This is a genomic window from Stenotrophomonas maltophilia (assembly GCF_006970445.1).
Taxonomy (GTDB): domain Bacteria; phylum Pseudomonadota; class Gammaproteobacteria; order Xanthomonadales; family Xanthomonadaceae; genus Stenotrophomonas; species Stenotrophomonas maltophilia_AU.
In genome coordinates, this window is sequence record NZ_CP033877.1 from 1,737,699 (window position 1) to 1,752,949 (window position 15,251).

The following is a 15,251-nucleotide window of genomic DNA, read 5'->3' on the forward strand; positions in this document are numbered from 1 at the left end:
CGGTGGCTGCGCGGTGTATCAGGCGCCCAGCGCTTCGGGCAACAGGGCGTCGACGAAGGCTTCCGGGTCGAACACGCGCAGGTCTTCCGGGCGCTCGCCGATGCCGGCGAAGCGGATCGGAATGCCGAACTCGCGCGCCAGCGCGAACACCACGCCGCCCTTGGCGGTGCCATCCAGCTTGGTCACCACCAGGCCGGTCACGTTCACCGCGGCATTGAACTGGCGCAGCTGCGACAGCGCGTTCTGGCCGGTGGTGCCGTCGATCACCATCAGCACTTCGTGCGGTGCGGTGGGGTCGATCTTGCCGAGCACACGGCGGATCTTGCCCAGCTCGTTCATCAGGCCGGACTGGGTGTGCAGGCGGCCGGCGGTATCGGCGATCAGCACCGAGGTGCCACGGGCCTTGCCGGCCTGCAGCGCGTCGAACGCCACCGAAGCGGCATCGGCGTTCTGCCCCTGCGCGACCACGGCCACGCCGTTGCGCTCGCCCCAGGCCTGCAGCTGGGCCACGGCGGCGGCACGGAAGGTATCGCCGGCAGCCAGCATCAGGCTGTGGCCGTCATCCTTGAAGCGCTTGGCCAGCTTGCCGATGGTGGTGGTCTTGCCGACGCCGTTGACGCCGACGGTCAGTACCACGAAGGGCTTGGCAGTGCGGTCGATCACCAGCGGCTTGGCCACCGGCTGCAGGATCGCGATCAGCTCGGCGCGCAGTGCGGCCAGCAGTGCATTGGCGTCGGCGAACTCGCGCGACTTCATGCGCTTGCGCAGGCCCTCGACCAGATCGGTGGTGGCACCCACGCCGACGTCGGCGGTGATCAGTGCGGTTTCCAGCTCGTCCAGCAGGTCGTCGTCGAGCTTGGGGTTGCGCGAGAACAGGCCACCGAAGCTGCGCGCGATGACGCTGTTGCGCAGGCGTTCGCGCCAGCCGGGCTTGCCGGCAGGCGCCGGAACGGCATCAACCGAGGCGGCGGCAGGCAGGTCGTCGGTGACCGGTGCCGGGGTGGGCTCGGGCAGCGGTGCGGGTGCCGGTTCGATTGCCGGGGCCGCAACGGGGGCGACGTCAATCTGCGCCGTCGGCGCTGGAGCTGCCGGAACCGGCGCGGCTGGAGCCGGAATCACCGGCGTGGGCTCGACAGCGACTGGAGCGACCGCTGCCGGGGGCGGCTCGACCGGGGCAGGCACGGCCGGCGCGGCTACCGGCGCAGGTTCCTTGTCCTCGACCGGTGCGGTCGACGGGAACGCCGCCGCCAGCTCTTCAGCCGAGTAGTGCTGGGTCTTGGGTGCCTCCACTGCGGGGGCATCCTGGGGCTTCTTGCGGCGGAAAAAACTGAGCATTGGCAAAAGGCGCTGAAATCAGAGGGATATGCTACCACTCGGGCCTGTCGGGCCGATGTGGACTCAAGGTCGCGGCCAGCCGGCCGTTAACCGGTCCGGAGGGCTGCGCAGTGCGGCCCGGAGACCGCCATGAACAACGTGATGGGAATCGCCCTCAGCGGGATGCGTGCGGCCCAGCAGGGCGTGCAGGTGGCCGCGCACAACATGGCCAATCTGGCGACCCCCGATGCCCGGCGCCTGCAGGTACAGCGCGGTGCCGCTGAGCAGGGTGGGGTGCAGGCCTCGGTGATTCCCACCGGCGCCGATGCCGGCGCGCCGCTGGGTGATCTGCTGGCGGCGAAAGCCGAGGTGGTGGCGTTCGCCGCCAATGCCACGGTGATCCGGCGCCAGGACCAGATGCTGGGTTCGCTGCTGGATCGCGAGGTTTGATCAGCCCGCCTCGGTAGGCGCCAACCGCCGCCCCTGGTGGGTGCCAACCTTGGTTGGCATGCTCGACGCCCTGGTAGGTGCCAACCTTGGTTGGCACGCTTTTGGGGCGCCAACCAAGGTTGGCCTCTACCAGGGCAGTAGTGCCAACCAAGGTGGGCACCTACCAGAGCGTCGCCGGGCCATGCCCGGCGACCACCTTGCCGATCAGGCCGACAGTTCCAGCAGCAGCTTGTTCAGGCGCGCCACATAGGCGCCTGGGTCCTTCAGGCTGTCACCGGCGGCCAGCGCGGCCTGGTCGAACAGCACCCGGCCCAGATCGTCGAAACGCGCGCCATCGGCTTCGGCATCGAGCTTGGCGATCAGCGGATGGCCCGGATTGATTTCCAGAACCGGCTTGCTGTCAGGTACCTTCTGCCCGCTGGCTTCCAGGATCTGGCGCATCTGCAGGCCCAGGTCCTGTTCGCCGATGGCCAGCACCGCCGGCGAATCGGTCAGGCGATGCGAGACACGCACTTCGGCCACGTCATCGCCCAGCACCGTCTTCAGGCGCTCGACCAGGCCCTGCTTGTCCTTCGCCGCCGCTTCCTGCTCCTGCTTGTCGGCCTCGCTTTCCAGCGCGCCCAGGTCGAGGTCGCCGCGGGCGATGTCGACGAAGCCCTTGCCGTCGAAATCGGTCAGGTAGCCCATCAGCCACTCGTCGATGCGGTCGGTCAGCAGCAGCACTTCCACGCCCTTCTTGCGGAACACTTCCAGGTGCGGGCTGTTGCGTACCTGACTGTAGCTCTCGCCGGTCAGGTAGTAGATCTTGTCCTGGCCCTCGGTCATGCGGCCGAGGTAATCGGCCAGCGACACGCTCTGTGCATCGCCGTCGCCACGGGTGGAAGCGAAGCGCAGCAGGCCGGCCACCTTCTCGCGGTTGTTGTAGTCCTCGGCCGGGCCTTCCTTCAGCACCTGGCCGAATTCCTTCCAGAACGCGGCGTACTGCTCCGGCTTGTCGGCGGCCAGCTTGTCCAGCATGTCCAGCGAGCGCTTGGTCAGCGCCGCCTTCATCGAATCGATGACCGGGCCGGACTGCAGGATCTCGCGGGAGACATTCAGCGACAGGTCGTTGGAATCGACCACGCCCTTGATGAAACGCAGGTACAGCGGCAGGAACTGCTCGGCCTGGTCCATCACGAATACGCGCTGCACGTACAGCTTCAGGCCCTTGGGCGCATCGCGGTGGTACAGGTCGAACGGCGCGCGGCCCGGCACGTACAGCAGCGAGGTGTACTCCAGCTTGCCTTCGACCTTGTTGTGGCTCCACGCCAGCGGATCGCTGTGGTCGTGCGCCACGTGCTTGTAGAACTCGGTGTACTCGGCGTCGCTGATCTCGGTGCGCGGGCGGGTCCACAGCGCGCTGGCACGGTTGACGGTCTCCCACTCGCCGGCGGCGCCTTCTTCGCCTTCCTTCGGCATCTGGATCGGCAGGCCGATGTGGTCCGAATACTTCTTGAGGATGCTGCGCAGGCGCCAGCCATCGGCGAAGTCATGCTCGCCGTCCTTCAGGTGCAGCACGATGCGGGTACCGCGCTCGGCCTTGTCGACGGTGGCGACGTCGAAGTCACCTTCGCCGCGCGAGGTCCAGCGCACGCCTTCGGCCGCGGCCAGGCCGGCGCGGCGCGAGGTCACTTCCACTTCATCGGCGACGATGAAGGCGCTGTAGAAGCCGACGCCGAACTGGCCGATCAGCTGCGAATCCTTCTTCTGGTCGCCGGACAGCTGGCGCAGGAAATCGCCGGTGCCGGACTTTGCGATCGTGCCGAGGTGGGCAATCGCTTCGGCGCGGCTCATGCCGATACCGTTGTCTTCGATGGTGATGGTGTGGGCGGTGGGGTCGAAGCTGACGCGCACGCGCAGTTCGCTGTCGCCTTCCAGCAGGGCCGGCTGGGTCAGGGCCTCGAAGCGCAGCTTGTCGGCGGCATCGGCGGCATTGGAGACCAGCTCGCGCAGGAAGATTTCCTTGTTGGAGTACAGCGAGTGGATCATCAGCTGCAGCAGCTGCTTGACTTCGGTCTGGAAGCCAAGGGTTTCGGTCTGGGTGGTCTCGGTCATCGATAAGGCTCCATGTGCAATGCCGCGCCAGCGCGTGCGGCCTCGCCAAGGGGTATGGCTGATTGTCCCGAAATCAAGGGGTTGGTCGGGCAGGGCTGCGCCCTGCACCCGCTGAGTGCAACTGCCAGAGCCAGAGCCAGAGCCAGAGCGGCATTCCGTGGGATGCCGGGGCACTGTGGGTTCGCGGGGACGGCGCAAGTACGTCCATGTAGCCTTGGTCGCCGCATCCATGCGGCTCACACCCCGCGAACCCACAGTGCCCCGCCTCTGACAGGTTCACGCGGCTGTTGGTAGGCGTCGACCTTGGTCGACACATCTGTCAGATATCGATACATCAAATGGGGTCAGATCCGTTTTCCGCAGGAAAACGGATCTGACCCCAAGGGACGTTCCGACAGGTCGCAGGAAACTGTCGAAGGCGGGGTGGGTCCGGTTGAGGGGGTGTGAGCGCCATGGATGGCGCGACCAAGCCCCCATGGATGGGTTTACGGCGTCCCCCTCAACCGGACCCACCCCGCCAACCCACGGATAGCCGGCTTTTGCCCTTGCTTCGGCTGTTGCTCTGGCCTCTGCGGGTGCCGGGCAAAGCCCGGACGACTACAATCCCGCTCATGCTGAAATTCTCGAATGAACTCCGCCGGGGGCGCCGGTGAGCGGCCGTGGGGGCAACGACGGCCAGGTCCGCATCATCGGCGGTCGCTGGCGCAATACCCGCCTGCCGGTGCCGACCCTGCCGGGGCTTCGGCCCAGCAGCGACCGCGTGCGCGAAACCCTGTTCAACTGGCTGCTGCCCAGGCTCGGCGGTGCGCGGGTGCTGGACCTGTTCGCCGGCAGTGGTGCGCTGGGCCTGGAGGCGGTCTCGCGTGGCGCTGCCCACGCCACCCTGGTCGAGCGCGATGCGCAGCTGGGACGCAACCTGACCGCCGCCGTCGCCAAGCTGCAGGCCAGCGACCAGATCACCGTCGTGCAGGCCGATGCCCTGCGCTGGCTGCAGGGGGCGCAGGCGCAGCAGGCCGACCTGGTCTTCATCGACCCGCCGTTTGCCGATGGCCTGTGGCAGGACGTGCTGGCCCAGCTGCCGCGCCACCTGGCTGCCGATGCCTGGCTGTACCTGGAATCGCCGGCCGGCCACGTGCCGGTGCTGCCGCCGGAATGGCTGCTGCACCGCGAGGGCGGCACCCGTGAGGTGCGCTTTGCCCTGTACCGTCGTGCCACTGCTACACTTTGACCTCATCTGAACATCTGCATCCGCCCATGACCGTGGCCAATCGCCGCATTGCCGTCTACCCCGGCACGTTCGACCCGATCACCAACGGTCATATCGACCTTGTGAGCCGGGCCGCGCCGCTGTTCGAAAAGGTGGTGGTCGGCGTGGCGCAGAGCCCGTCGAAGGGCCCGGCGCTGCCGCTGGAACAGCGCGTGCAGCTGGCACGCGGTGCCCTGGCACACCACGGCAATGTCGAAGTCATCGGCTTCGATACCCTGCTGGCCCATTTCGTACGTTCGGTGCAGGGCGGCGTCCTGCTGCGCGGCCTGCGCGCGGTGTCCGACTTCGAGTACGAATTCCAGATGGCCAGCATGAACCGCCACCTGATCCCCGAGGTCGAGACCCTGTTCCTGACCCCGGCCGAGCAGCACAGCTTCATTTCGTCCTCGCTGGTCCGCGAGATCGCGCGTCTGGGCGGCGACGTGTCCGGTTTCGTGCCGGCCGCGGTGCTCGAAGCCCTTCGCAAGGTCCGCGAAGCGAAGTCGGCACAGTCGTAAGCCCCGCTGTACCCGCACCCCATTACGTACAACACCACGCACCATTCCGGGAGGAAACCCATGAACACCACCATGCGCGCGATGCTGATCGCTTCGTTGGCCCTGGCCTTCACGGCCTGCAAGAAGGAAGAGGCCGCTCCGGTCGACGAGGCCAAGCAGGCCCTGGTCGCTCCGTCCAAGGACGACGATGCAGGCTGGAAGAAGTACCTGCAGGAAGTGGCGATCCAGAACATGGGCAACATCACCAACAGCCCGTTCCTGTACTACCTCTCGCCGGAATCGGATCCGGACTTCCAGGCCAAGTACGAGCGCCAGACCGAGAGCGCGACCCAGGCCGTGGCCCGTGGCGTGCAGCCGGGCAACATGCTGGCCTTCGGTTCGTCGGCCTCGGGCAAGATGGCTGACATGATCCAGGCCGTGTTCAAGGACGTGTCGCCGGATTCGATGAAGGGCGTGCGCGTCGTCTTCATCGGCCAGTCGGCCGACAATGCCCGCGTGCAGGCTGCGATCCAGCCGACCGGTGCCGAGTACATTTTCGTCGAAGCCAAGTAATACCGAGCCATGGCGGCCATGCTCCGGCATGGCCCGGGCGGCGTCCTGCAAGGGAGCCGCTGATGACCTGACCGGCCCGCGCGCCCGCGCTGGCCGGTCCTTTGTCCCAGGGCGCGGGCGAGGAGTATCGCCGTGTCGCTGAAAATCAACGAGCTCTGCGTCAACTGCGACGTATGCGAGCCGGCCTGCCCCAACCAGGCCATTGCGATGGGTGAAACCATCTACGTGATCGACCCTGCGCGCTGCACCGAATGCGTGGGTCATTTCGACGAGCCACAGTGCGTGGTCGTCTGCCCGGTCGAGTGCATCGACCCGGACCCGGAGATCGTGGAAACGGAAGACCAGCTGCTGGCCAAGCTGCGCCAGCTGCAGCACGATCACCCCGAACTCTACGCGGAGCCCCCATCCGAATGAAGACGCTGATCGTCCGCCCCCTGTTGCTGCTCGGCCTGCTGCTGAGCCCGATCGCCTGGGCCGACAACCCGGCCCGTGCCGATCGCCCTGATGGCGCGGCCATTGCCAGCGGCCACGCACTGGCCACCCAGGCCGGCATCGACATCCTTGCGCAGGGCGGCAACGCCTTCGACGCTGCGGTGGCGGTGTCGTCCACGCTGGCGGTGGTCGAGCCGATCAGTTCCGGGCTGGGCGGCGGCGGCTTCTTCCTGCTGCACGACGCGGCTACCGGCAAGGATGTGATGCTGGATGCACGCGAGACCGCACCGGCCGCTGCGACCCCGCAGGCTTTCCTGGACAAGCAGGGCAACCTGGACCGTGATCGTTCGGTCAACGGTGCCTGGTCGGCGGGTATTCCTGGCCTGCCCGCGGCGCTGGTCGAGCTGTCGGCCAAGCACGGGAAGCTGCCCCTGTCAGCGTCGCTGCAGCCGGCGATCCGCATTGCGCGCGAAGGCTTCCCGGTGTACGACCGCATGGCCAAGGGCTATGCGTCACGGCGTGAAGTGATGGAACGCTATCCCGGCACGCGTGAGGTCTACCTGCGCAACGGCAAGCCAATCGCCACCGGTGACCTGTTCAAGCAGCCGGAACTGGCGCAGACGCTGGAGCGCCTGGCCGCGGATGGCTTCGATGGCTTCTACAAGGGCCAGACCGGAAAGCTGTTGCTGGCAGGCGTGAAGCAGGCCGGAGGCAAGTGGACCGCTGAAGAGCTGGCCGGCTACCGCGTGAAGCAGCGCGAGCCGATCGTGTTCAACTACAACGGCTGGAAGATCACCACCGCACCGCCGCCGTCGTCCGGTGGCATCGCGCTGGCAAGCATGCTGCAGATCCTGGAAGGCTGGGACATCAAGAAGATGGACCCGGCACATCGCACCCACCTGGTGGTGGAGTCGATGCGCCGCGCCTACCGCGACCGCACCTTCTTCCTCGGCGATCCGGACTTCGTGCAGATCCCGCAGAAGGTGCTGACCAGCAAGGACTACGCACAGGGCCTGCGGGCGACCATCCATCCGGAGAAGGCTACGCCCAGCGACCTGCTGTCGGGCAACCCGACACCGCTGGAAGACGACGAGACCACGCACTTCTCGATCATCGACCGCGATGGCAACCGCGTCGGCGCCACCCAGACCGTCAACCTGCTGTATGGCTCGGGGCTGATTCCCAAGGGCACCGGCGTGCTGCTCAACAACGAGATGGACGACTTCGCGCTGAAGCCGGGCACACCCAACGCGTTCGGCGTGATGGGCTACGAGGCCAATGCGCCGAAGGCGGGCAAGCGCATGCTCAGCTCGATGACCCCGACCTTCATGGAGAACGCCGACAAGGTGGTGGTGCTGGGTACCCCGGGCGGCAGCCGCATCATCACCATGGTGCTGCTGGGTATCCTGGGCTACGACGCCGGCCTGGATGCGCAGCAGGTTGCCGCGCTGCCGCGCTACCACCACCAGTGGCTGCCGGACCTGATCGAAGCCGAGGACGATGCGTTCGACGCGGCGACGGTGAAGCAGCTGCAGGCAATGGGTCACAAGATCGACCTGCCGGGCAATGTCGCCGCCGGTGGCCGCGGCTCCAGCCATGTGTGGGGCAACCTGCAGACCGTGGAATGGGACCGCAAGGCGAACAGACTGTTCGGCGGCAGCGACCCGCGCAATCCGGTGGGCAGCGCCCAGGTCGTACCGGCGCGCTGATCCGGTAGCGCCGGCTGCTGGCCGGCAATCTGGCTGATTACCGAAACCCCGCCTTTGCCGGCGGGGTTTTCTGTTTCCTTTCTAGCGATTATTTAACGAGCCGGCGCCGATAATCGACGCATGAAACTCTGGTCTATTCGTGGAAACTCGCAGCGCCTCGATGGCGGCGCGATGTTTGGCAACGCGCCGCGTGCGTTGTGGGAAAAATGGGCGGCACCGGACGAGCTCAATCGCATCGAGCTGGCCTGCCGTGCGCTGCTTGCCAGCCCGCTGGAAGGCAAGACGGTGCTGTTTGAAACCGGTATCGGGGCGTTCTTCGATCCGCGCATGCGTGAGCGCTATGGCGTGCAGGAAAGCCAGCACGTACTGATCGATTCGTTGCGCGAAGCAGGTTTCGAGCACGAGGACATTGATGTCGTCGTGCTCAGCCACCTGCATTTCGATCATGCCGGCGGCCTGCTGGCGGCATGGAGCGAAGGTCGCGAGCCCGAGTTGCTGTTCCCCAACGCGACCTACGTGGTCGGCGCGCAGCATTGGCAGCGCGCCGTGCAACCGCACCCGCGTGATCGCGCCAGCTTCATTCCGGAACTGCCGGGCCTGCTGCAGGCCAGTGGCCGGCTGGAAGTGGTGGACGGGGAGTACTCGAAGGCGCTCGGCCGCAGCGTACGCTTCAGCTATAGCGACGGGCATACGCCGGGGCTGATGCTGGCCGAGATCGTCGGTCACGCGCATGCAGGCGAAAGTGCGCGTGGTGGCGTGGTGTTCTGTGCCGACCTGATCCCGGGGCGCTCATGGGTACACGTGCCGATCACCATGGGCTACGACCGCAACGCCGAGCTGCTGATCGACGAGAAGCGGCAGTTCCTTGAAGACAAGCTGGCGCGCAACGTGCGGCTGTTCTTCACCCACGACCCGCAGGTGGCGCTGGCGCAGCTGGGCCGTGATGACAAGGGACGTTTCGTGACCCTGCACGAACAGGGCGAGCTGAAGGCGCGCGCCCTGGGGTAATGAAATGGCCGGGCTATGCCCGGCCTTTCACTGACGGCGGCAGATCCACGCCATGCGTGGAAGGCGTACTACCCGGACGTGATTGCTACGACGACTTCAGGCAGCTGCTCATGAAGGTCTTGCGCGCATCACCGGCCAGCTTCTTGGCGCCGGCGTCGGCATTGCACTTGCGCATGCGTTCCTGCTGCGGATTGACCGCCTTGGTCTCGGCGGCGTGGCCGCTGAGGCAGGAGCTCTGCGCGGTCTTGTAGGCATCACCCTTCAAGCCCTTGTTCTTGGCCGAGCATTCGGCCATGCGCTGCTGCTGCGGGGTGGTGGCGTTGGCAGCCAGGGGCAGGCCGACCAGCAGAGCGGCGGCCAGCAGGAAAGAGGCTTTCATCAGGGTGCTCCAAGCGGTGGCGGGTGCGCGGAGCATTCGCTTCGGGCCGGCAAGGCCACGTGAAGAATCACACCATTGCCGCGCCTGCTTGCGGCAACGTTCAGATCGGCGTATTACTTAGCCATATGGGTAAGTATGATCCCGCCATTCAAGAGGTCTTCCAGGCACTGGCCGACCCGACGCGCTGCGCGATCGTGGCTGCGCTGGGGCAAGGGCCGTGCACGGTGTCGACGCTGGCCGAGCCGTTCGAGATGGCCTTGCCCTCGCTGATGAAACATCTGGCCGTGCTGGAACGCAGCGGCGTGGTGCGCAGCCACAAGCAGGGGCGCATACGCACCTGCGAACTGGTGCCGGCGCGACTGGGCCAGGCCGAGCAATGGCTCGCGGAACAGCGTGCCGCATGGGAAGCGCGTGCCGACCGCATGGTCGATTTCGTCGAAACCCTTCACCGACAGGAGCAGGTCCATGGCCGTAGACGCAGGTAACAACCCCGACACCGATCTGGTCATCAGCCGTGTGCTGAACGCACCGCGTGCCGCCTTGTGGCGGGCCTGGACCGACCCGGAACTGCTGCGCCAGTGGTGGTGCCCGAAGCCCTGGACCACCGAGGTGCGTGCATTCGACCTGCGCCCCGGCGGGGCCTTCCACACCTTCATGCAAGGACCGGATGGCGGCAGTAGTGACAACCCGGGCAGCTTCCTCGAGATCGTGCCGCAGCAGCGCCTGGTGTTCACCTCGATGCTGGGTGCGGGCTGGCGACCGCAGTCCCCCTGGCTGGGCTTCACCGCCATCATCACCATGGAGGACGAGGGGCAGGGCTGCCGCTACACCGCGCGGGTGATGCACCCGGACAAGGCCCTGCGTGACCAGCATGAGCAGCTGGGCTTCTTCGACGGCTGGAACACCGTCATCGGCCAGCTGGAAACCTTCGCCGCCGGCCTCTGATGCCGTGCCTGGAGGCGGGGTCAGAGCCCTCTCCTGGGGAGAGGGATCCGACCCCATAGCTGTTGGGGTCAGATCCCTTTCGTTGCGAAAGGGCTCTGACCCCGGTCCGCCGGATCAACCGACGCGGGTACCGAAGATGCGGTCGCCGGCATCGCCCAGGCCCGGCAGGATGTAGCCCTTGTCGTTGAGCTGGGCATCGATGGCCGCGGTGTAGATCTCCACGTCCGGGTGCACGGCCTTGACCGCTTCGATGCCTTCCGGCGCGGCTACCAGGAAGATGCCCTTGATGCGGCGGGCACCGGCACGCTTGAGCATGTCGATGGTGGCGATCAGGGTGCCGCCGGTGGCCAGCATCGGATCCAGGATCAGCGCGTCGCGCTCTTCCAGGCGGCCGGTCAGGCGCTCGAAGTAGGGCACCGGCTGCAGGGTTTCCTCATCGCGCTGCAGGCCGACCACGCTGACGCGGGCTGCCGGGATCAGCGACAGCACGCCACTGAGCATGCCCAGGCCGGCACGCAGGATCGGCACCACGGTGATCTTGGCGCCGGCAATGCGCTGCACCGTGACCGGGCCGGCCCAGCCGGGCAGGGTGTGCGGCTCGGTGTCCAGGTCGGCGGTGGCCTCGTAGGCCAGCAGCGTACCCAGCTCGTTGGCCAGTTCGCGGAAATCCTTGGTGCTGAGCGCAGCGTTGCGCATCAGGCCGATCTTATGCTGCACCAGCGGGTGGCGCACTTCGACGATCTTCATGGTCGGGAAGGGGAAAAGGAGAGAGGACGCCATTTTGCCGGATTGGCGTGTCGAACCCCAAACCGGGCCCCGACCCGCCGTACATGAAATGTGCAGATGCATGTCACGGCCATGCAACCTTGCGGACATACCGTGCAGACCCATTCTTAACAGGAATGGGGATTCCCAGTGCATATCAAGACTCCGTTGGCCGTTGCCATCACCCTGACCCTGGCGATGGGGGCCGCAGCTCCGCTGCAGGCCGCCGGGCAGCAGGCGGTAGCCGCCACCGGCGCCGTGGCGGCCGACGCGGTCGACCTGGACCGTATCGAAGTGCGCGCCCAGCTCGAATCGCAGATCCGCGCGGTCGACCTCAAGCGCAGCAGCGACGCCATCGAGGACGCGGTGTCCTCCGATGCCCTGGGCCAGTACCCGGACAAGAACGTCGCCGAATCACTGCAGCGCCTGCCGGGCGTCAGCGTGACCCGCGACCAGGGTGAAGGCCGCTTCGTGGTCATCCGCGGCCTGGACGCCAACCTCAACAGCGTCAGCGTGGATGGCATCGCCATCGGCACGCCGGAAGATTCGAGCCGCGCCGCGCCGCTGGACGTGATCCCGTCCGACTCCACCGAGCGCCTGCGCGTGGTGAAGTCGCCGACCCCGGACATGCCGGGTGATGCCATCGGTGGCGCCGTGCTGGTGGAATCGGCTTCGGCCTTCGACCGCGACGGTCGCAGCCTGCGCGGCAAGATCGAGGGCAGCCACCAGCAGTTGTCCGGCGAGACCAGTCCCAAGGCCGCCTTCAACTACAGCGAAGTGTTCAACGATACGTTCGGCGTGGCACTGGGCGTGAATTACCAGAAGCGCAGGTTCGAGTCGGACAACACCGAAGTGGAGTATGACGGCGAGGACGATGCCGCCCCCGGCGACGTGACCGCGATCAACCTGCAGCACCGCAAGTACGAGATCGAGCGCAAGCGCATCGGTGCCAACCTCAACCTCGACTGGCGCCCCAACGAAGACAGCAAGTACTACCTGCGCACGCTGTACAGCCAGTTCGATGATGCGGAGACCCGCCAGCGCGTGATCTTCAACTTCGACGATGCGAAGATGGTCAAGGCCGGCACCGACCAGTACCGCCTGGATGGCATGCCGAAGGATTCCATCGACAAGCGCATGCGCTACCGCACCAAGAAGGAAAACACCTTCGCGGCCAGTCTCGGTGGCGAGAACAAGCTGACCAACGCCGTGGTCGATTACCGGATCGGCTACACCCGTACCGAAGAGCGCGTGAACGACGAGATGGAGGCGCGCTTCAAGCTCAACGGCAAGGCCTTCAACGGCACCCTGGACCAGAGCAGCCGCCTGCCCAGCTACAGCTTCGACAATCCGCAGTGGCTGGACAACAGCAGCTACGCGTTCGACCGTTTCGTGCTTTCGCCCAAGCAGGTGAACGACAAGGAACACAGCGCGCAGGTCAACGTGCGCTTCGACGGCGACAGCAGCAGCATCAAGTTCGGCCTGCTGGGCCGCTGGCGCGACCGCGACGTGAATGTGGATGAGCGCGAACTGCGCGTCGGTCCGAAGGTGGCGCTGTCGAGCTGGACCACCTCTTCGCCCGAACACCGTCACGGCAACCTCGGCGACGGCATGGATTCGGCCGCGATGCGCGCCTTCTGGGCCGCCAATGGTGGCCAGTACAGCGCCCGCCCGCAGGACGCCGGTGGCAACGCGATGACATCGCTGGAAGAGGACTACGTGGCCAGCGAAGACATCTTCGCCAGCTACGCCATGGGAACCTGGGACGTCGGCGCGCTGCGCATCATCGGTGGTGTGCGCGTGGAAAACACCCGCTTCAAGGCGGTCGGCAACCAGGTGGACGTGGCCGCCAACGGCCGCAGCTTCACCGTCACCCCGCGCGTGGCCAACAGCAGCTACACCGACGTGCTGCCGGGCCTGCACCTGCGCTATGACGCCGCCGATGACTGGGTGCTGCGCGCCTCGGCCAACAAGACCGTATCGCGCCCGTCCTTCGGCGACGTCTCGCCGCGCGTGGGCTACAGCCGCGGTGACGAGGAAGTGCGCCTGGGCAATCCGGAACTGGATCCGTACGAATCGAAGAACATCGACCTGTCGGTGGAGAAGTACATCGGCAGCAGCGGCATCGTTTCGCTGGGCCTGTTCCACAAATCGATCGATGGCTACATCGTGGAAACCGTGCGTACCAATGATCCGGCCTACGGTGGATTCGACGTGACCCAGCCGATCAATGGTCGCAAGGCCACCGTGCGTGGTGCGGAATTCAACTGGCAGCAGCAGCTGGCCTTCCTGCCGGACGGCCTGGATGGCCTGCTGGTCGGTGCCAGTGGCACCTGGCTGGATACCAAGTTCGATGCCGGTATCAAGGACCGTGCGGGCGAGGACTTCACCCTGCCGCGCGCTTCCAAGCATGTCTACAGCGCACACATCGGCTATGAAAAGTACGGTGTGAGCACGCGCCTGGCGGCGGTGTACCGCAGCGAGTACCTGGACAGCATCGGCAAGGGGCGCGCATTCGACATCTACGTGGCACCCAACACCCAGCTCGATTTCTCGCTGGACTACAAGTTCACCCCGCGCGTGAGCGTGTACTTCGAAGCGCAGAACCTGCTGGACAAGCCGTTGGAGCTGTACCAGGGCACGCGTTCGCGCACCCTGCAGATGGAAGAGTACGGCCGCACCTATGCGCTGGGCCTGAAGGTGGCGCTGTGATGGGGCGTGGCGTCACTGTCCTGGCCGCCGCACTGGCGGCTACGCTGGTCGCCGGCTGCACGCCGGCCACCGGCAACGATCCGGTTGCGGGAGCGGCCGCGCCGGTCGCCAGTGGCGAGCGCGTGGTGACCACCATCGCCGAAGCCTTCCTGTCACCGATGACCCCGGCCGACAACATCGACTCGCCGGCGGCCTGGCGCGCGCCGGACGGCGCGCTGTGGCTGATCGCCACCGCCAAGGCGACCGACAAGCTGGTGGTCTACGACGGCAGCACCGGCCAGCACCTGCGTGACGTTGGCAGCAGCGGCACCGCACCGGGTCAGTTCGACCGCCCAAACGGCATCGCGGTGACCGACGACCTGCTGTGGATCGTCGAGCGCGACAATCACCGCGTGCAGGTGCTGAGCCTGCCGGACTTCGCGCCGCTGGCGACCTTCGCTGCGGACGACCTGCGCAAGCCGTACGGCCTGTGGGTCGACCGCCGTGCCGATGGCTACAGCGTCTACGTCACCGATTCCTGGGACAACGGCGAGGATGCGCAGGGGCGTGACATCCTGCCGCCGCTGGCCGAGCTGGACAAGCGCGTGCGCCAGTACCAGGTGACCCGCGACGGCACGAAGGTCGAGGCAAAGCTGGTGGCCAGCATCGGCGATACCACCGAAGCCGGTGCGCTGCGCGTGGTCGAGTCGATCTGGGGCGACCCCGAGAACGACCGACTGCTGATTGCCGAAGAGGACGAGAGCTACGCCAGCGAGTTCAAGGTCTACACCCTGGCCGGACGCTTCACCGGTACCACCTTCGGCCGCGATGTATTCAAGGCGCAGGCCGAAGGCGTGACCCTGCGCACCTGTGGCAAGGACGGCTGGTGGATCACCACCGAGCAGGGCAAGCAACGCAGCGTGTTCCATCTGTTCGACCGGCACACGCTGAAGCCGGTCGGCGCGTTCCAGGGCAACACCGTGGCCAACACCGATGGCATCTGGATGATGCAGCAGCCCAGCGCGCGCTTCCCGCACGGTGCGCTGTATGCAGTGCATGACGACCAGGGCGTGGTGGCGTTCGACTGGGAGAGCGTCGCCAAGCAGCTCGCGCTGCCGCTGGAGTGTGGCGCATGAGCCGGCACTGCG

At 66.5% G+C, this 15,251-nt stretch carries 15 protein-coding genes; 11 read left to right on the plus strand and 4 right to left on the minus strand.

Translation table 11 applies throughout. From position 1 onward, the window contains the following. Positions 1-18: 18 nt before the first annotated feature. Positions 19-1,335, minus strand: coding sequence for a signal recognition particle-docking protein FtsY (gene ftsY, locus EGM71_RS08070; protein ID WP_188489009.1), 1,317 nt, complete (start codon positions 1,333-1,335; stop codon positions 19-21). Between the two features lie 129 nt (positions 1,336-1,464). Here ftsY and EGM71_RS08075 point away from each other — a divergent pair, with 129 nt between their 5' ends. Further along, entirely contained in the window at positions 1,465-1,764 is a 300-nt protein-coding gene (locus EGM71_RS08075; protein WP_188489010.1) for a hypothetical protein, read from the plus strand. A 204-nt stretch (positions 1,765-1,968) separates the two neighbouring features. On the opposite strand, the gene htpG is transcribed toward EGM71_RS08075, so the two are convergent. Continuing rightward, positions 1,969-3,858 (minus strand): molecular chaperone HtpG, encoded by a 1,890-nt coding sequence (htpG, locus tag EGM71_RS08080; RefSeq protein ID WP_188489012.1) that lies wholly within the window; start codon positions 3,856-3,858, stop codon positions 1,969-1,971. A gap of 649 nt (positions 3,859-4,507) precedes the next feature. On the opposite strand from htpG, the gene rsmD reads away from it, so the two are divergent. The 6 genes from rsmD to EGM71_RS08110 all read left to right on the plus strand — a co-directional run bounded on the left by rsmD (position 4,508) and on the right by EGM71_RS08110 (position 9,323). After that, positions 4,508-5,086 carry a 16S rRNA (guanine(966)-N(2))-methyltransferase RsmD gene (rsmD, locus tag EGM71_RS08085; RefSeq protein ID WP_188489014.1) on the plus strand — a complete coding sequence of 193 codons (579 nt, stop codon included), beginning with the start codon at positions 4,508-4,510 and terminating at the stop codon, positions 5,084-5,086. A 26-nt stretch (positions 5,087-5,112) separates the two neighbouring features. Beyond that, the gene (gene coaD / locus EGM71_RS08090; protein WP_014036814.1) at positions 5,113-5,622 is read left to right on the plus strand and encodes a pantetheine-phosphate adenylyltransferase; all 510 of its coding nucleotides are present in this window, start codon (positions 5,113-5,115) and stop codon (positions 5,620-5,622) included. 60 nt (positions 5,623-5,682) lie between these two features. Continuing rightward, complete coding sequence (locus EGM71_RS08095) at positions 5,683-6,174, plus strand: hypothetical protein (protein WP_004153167.1); 492 nt, start codon at positions 5,683-5,685, stop codon at positions 6,172-6,174. A 132-nt stretch (positions 6,175-6,306) separates the two neighbouring features. Then, the gene (locus EGM71_RS08100) at positions 6,307-6,588 is read left to right on the plus strand and encodes a YfhL family 4Fe-4S dicluster ferredoxin (RefSeq protein ID WP_004153175.1); all 282 of its coding nucleotides are present in this window, start codon (positions 6,307-6,309) and stop codon (positions 6,586-6,588) included. Beyond that, positions 6,585-8,315 carry a gamma-glutamyltransferase gene (ggt, locus tag EGM71_RS08105; protein ID WP_188489016.1) on the plus strand — a complete coding sequence of 577 codons (1,731 nt, stop codon included), beginning with the start codon at positions 6,585-6,587 and terminating at the stop codon, positions 8,313-8,315. Before EGM71_RS08100 ends, ggt begins: the two co-directional genes overlap by 4 nt. A gap of 120 nt (positions 8,316-8,435) precedes the next feature. After that, complete coding sequence (locus tag EGM71_RS08110) at positions 8,436-9,323, plus strand: MBL fold metallo-hydrolase (protein ID WP_188489018.1); 888 nt, start codon at positions 8,436-8,438, stop codon at positions 9,321-9,323. Between the two features lie 85 nt (positions 9,324-9,408). On the opposite strand, the gene EGM71_RS08115 is transcribed toward EGM71_RS08110, so the two are convergent. After that, positions 9,409-9,702, minus strand: a complete 294-nt coding sequence (locus EGM71_RS08115) for a PsiF family protein (RefSeq protein ID WP_188489020.1) — start codon at positions 9,700-9,702, stop codon at positions 9,409-9,411. Positions 9,703-9,761: 59 nt separating this feature from the next. Here EGM71_RS08115 and EGM71_RS08120 point away from each other — a divergent pair, with 59 nt between their 5' ends. Both EGM71_RS08120 and EGM71_RS08125 read left to right on the plus strand, forming a co-directional pair. Then, positions 9,762-10,187 carry an ArsR/SmtB family transcription factor gene (locus tag EGM71_RS08120; RefSeq protein ID WP_223224549.1) on the plus strand — a complete coding sequence of 142 codons (426 nt, stop codon included), beginning with the start codon at positions 9,762-9,764 and terminating at the stop codon, positions 10,185-10,187. Further along, positions 10,168-10,647, plus strand: coding sequence for an SRPBCC family protein (locus EGM71_RS08125; protein ID WP_014036819.1), 480 nt, complete (start codon positions 10,168-10,170; stop codon positions 10,645-10,647). Before EGM71_RS08120 ends, EGM71_RS08125 begins: the two co-directional genes overlap by 20 nt. Before the next feature lie 114 nt (positions 10,648-10,761). Here EGM71_RS08125 and upp read toward each other — a convergent pair whose 3' ends face one another. After that, positions 10,762-11,394, minus strand: coding sequence for a uracil phosphoribosyltransferase (upp, locus tag EGM71_RS08130; RefSeq protein ID WP_005409099.1), 633 nt, complete (start codon positions 11,392-11,394; stop codon positions 10,762-10,764). Positions 11,395-11,610: 216 nt separating this feature from the next. Here upp and EGM71_RS08135 point away from each other — a divergent pair, with 216 nt between their 5' ends. Both EGM71_RS08135 and EGM71_RS08140 read left to right on the plus strand, forming a co-directional pair. Then, complete coding sequence (locus EGM71_RS08135; protein ID WP_430544081.1) at positions 11,611-14,124, plus strand: TonB-dependent receptor; 2,514 nt, start codon at positions 11,611-11,613, stop codon at positions 14,122-14,124. Further along, positions 14,124-15,239 (plus strand): phytase, encoded by a 1,116-nt coding sequence (locus EGM71_RS08140; RefSeq protein WP_188489024.1) that lies wholly within the window; start codon positions 14,124-14,126, stop codon positions 15,237-15,239. The genes EGM71_RS08135 and EGM71_RS08140 overlap by 1 nt, the downstream gene beginning before the upstream one ends. The last annotated feature ends 12 nt before the right edge of the window (positions 15,240-15,251 follow it).

Bases quoted from the DNA above. Each gene is read 5' to 3' on its own strand.
- ftsY (WP_188489009.1), bottom strand. From the start codon at position 1,335: ATGCTCAGTTTTTTCCGCCGCAAGAAGCCCCAGGATGCCCCCGCAGTG.
- EGM71_RS08110 (WP_188489018.1), top strand. From the start codon at position 8,436: ATGAAACTCTGGTCTATTCGTGGAAACTCGCAGCGCCTCGATGGCGGC.
- htpG (WP_188489012.1), bottom strand. From the start codon at position 3,858: ATGACCGAGACCACCCAGACCGAAACCCTTGGCTTCCAGACCGAAGTC.
- EGM71_RS08140 (WP_188489024.1), top strand. From the start codon at position 14,124: ATGGGGCGTGGCGTCACTGTCCTGGCCGCCGCACTGGCGGCTACGCTG.
- EGM71_RS08075 (WP_188489010.1), top strand. From the start codon at position 1,465: ATGAACAACGTGATGGGAATCGCCCTCAGCGGGATGCGTGCGGCCCAG.
- EGM71_RS08115 (WP_188489020.1), bottom strand. From the start codon at position 9,702: ATGAAAGCCTCTTTCCTGCTGGCCGCCGCTCTGCTGGTCGGCCTGCCC.
- EGM71_RS08125 (WP_014036819.1), top strand. From the start codon at position 10,168: ATGGCCGTAGACGCAGGTAACAACCCCGACACCGATCTGGTCATCAGC.
- coaD (WP_014036814.1), top strand. From the start codon at position 5,113: ATGACCGTGGCCAATCGCCGCATTGCCGTCTACCCCGGCACGTTCGAC.
- EGM71_RS08135 (WP_430544081.1), top strand. From the start codon at position 11,611: ATGGGGGCCGCAGCTCCGCTGCAGGCCGCCGGGCAGCAGGCGGTAGCC.
- ggt (WP_188489016.1), top strand. From the start codon at position 6,585: ATGAAGACGCTGATCGTCCGCCCCCTGTTGCTGCTCGGCCTGCTGCTG.
- EGM71_RS08095 (WP_004153167.1), top strand. From the start codon at position 5,683: ATGAACACCACCATGCGCGCGATGCTGATCGCTTCGTTGGCCCTGGCC.
- upp (WP_005409099.1), bottom strand. From the start codon at position 11,394: ATGAAGATCGTCGAAGTGCGCCACCCGCTGGTGCAGCATAAGATCGGC.